This is a genomic window from Helicobacter suis (assembly GCF_902196125.1).
GTDB lineage: Bacteria > Campylobacterota > Campylobacteria > Campylobacterales > Helicobacteraceae > Helicobacter > Helicobacter suis_B.
In genome coordinates this window covers 1-1,880 of the sequence record NZ_CABIKG010000036.1, presented here as the reverse complement: position 1 = coordinate 1,880, position 1,880 = coordinate 1, and the positions used below count along the sequence as shown (strand labels likewise).

1 protein-coding gene is annotated in these 1,880 nt (G+C 41.4%); it reads right to left on the bottom strand.

Annotated features, from left to right (window positions below; genetic code table 11):
- The coding region (locus G6Q00_RS08105) for an RNA polymerase-binding protein DksA (RefSeq protein ID WP_163532741.1) at positions 1-1,880 on the bottom strand (1,880 nt) is incomplete at both ends.

Below are 1,880 nucleotides of genomic sequence, written 5' to 3'. Positions count from 1 at the left end.
ATCTTGTGTTATTTTGGGCTCTAGTAGCTTTCTCTTGCTCTCTTAATGCCTTAAACTCTATATAACTTAAACCCTTAGCTTTAGCCTCTTTATAAATCTGCCAATCGCCTTTATAGGGGAGTAGCTTAGGGTGTTGTATCACTTCTACATCAATGTAGTTATTGTAGTTATTAAACTCTTGACTTTTAAGGGGGGGAGTGGTAGGGTTAGGCTTATCCTTCTGAACTAGATCGGTTCCATGTTCAGACTTAGCCGCGACTTGGTCGAACTTCTGCGCGGGGGATTTTTTATAAGCCGTTACTATCCAATAGTTATCTCCTTCATGTTTCCACCCTTGCGTTAAACCTACTCTGAATTCTTGTTTGTCTTTTTTTAAGATAATGGTTTTTACTCCGGCTTGATTTGAAACTAATTTTCCATTTCTTACTATTTCCTCTAACCCATTGCCTAATTTCTCATAAGCACTATTCCCCTCAAATAGGCTAAAGTCATTTAGGTGTTTTTCTACAATCTTACTTAGCCCATAGCCTTGTAATTTACCTTTTTGATCTCTAATTTCCCCCCACACCAAATCTATATCGCCTAAATCCTCCCTATAAAACGCCCCGGCTACTTGTCCCTCTTTAGTCTCTAGTAGTTTAGCAATTGCGCCTTTTGGATCATGGTAAAACTGCTCAAAGTTTGTACCAAAGGCTTTATTGTGGGGGATAGCTTGACTTTTAAGGGGGGGAGTGGTAGTTTCCTTAGTGGCGGTAGGCAGTTTAGGACTGTAACCGCTATTGCTAGGCATATGGCCTTCAAGATTAAGGCTTGGAGTCGTGTTAGGGCGTTGGCTGTGGGATAGCAATACTTCCTTATTAAGCTTGCCTTTTTGTTTCCACATATCAAAAAATCTTAATTTATCTTGCCCGCTTAACGCCTCCTCTATCACCACTACATGCCCGTTAACTTGCTTAGCATATAGCACGCGCCCATTATCTTGGATATGCTTAAAGTCAGCTTCTTTTATGGTATCTATGTAGTGGCTAATATCCTCTAAGTTAATCGCAATTTGCCCTCTTTGCGCTTCTTTGGCTATATCGCCATGTTGTTTAAGGGCGTGGATTACTTGGTGGGAGTCAATCTCTCGTATTAAGTCCTTTTGCCCTTTAAATTCAAGGGCTTTTGTTAGTTCCTCTGCCTCCTTTGCTTCTACTCTAGCCACTACTAATCTTTGTTTGCCACTCTTATTACTTGTGGGGCTTAAATCCCACTTACTAATCACTTCATGTATTTCTTGTGGGCTTAATTCTCTTTCTAATTTAGTTTTAGTGGGGAGTGTTTCACTTCCTCCACTCTGCCCCGCTTCATCTTGTACTTTTACAGGCGTTTGACTTTCTAAAGCCCTTACATCTGCTTCACTCTCTAAAGCCTTAGTATTCTGCCCCACTTCTGCCGTTTCATTCCGTAAACCTCTAGCATTTACAGGCGCTTCACTTTGTAGAGCTCTTGCCTCATTTACAGGCGCTTCACTTGCTCCCTTAACTTTGCTACTCTCTAGCGCTCTTGCCTCTTGTTGCCCCACTTCTGCCGCTTCACTTTGTAGCGCTCTTGCCTCTATATTTGCTTGAGTTGTTCCACTCTCTGTATTAGGTGTAGTGCTTACTTCTCTATTAGGCTTTAATTCCGTGCTTACTCCCCCTCCCCCACTCTCTGTACTTCTTGGTAGTGCTTGCTCAATCTCTCTAAGTAGGGCTTTAGTGGCATTATTAAATTCCACTCTATTTGCGATTTTGTTTAGGTTTTGTTTAAAGCTTTCTATGCTATGGCTTTTATTTAAGGCGGCTTTTATGTGGTATCTAAGGGCTGCTGCGCTTACCTTATCATTAAAGGCTTTAGCA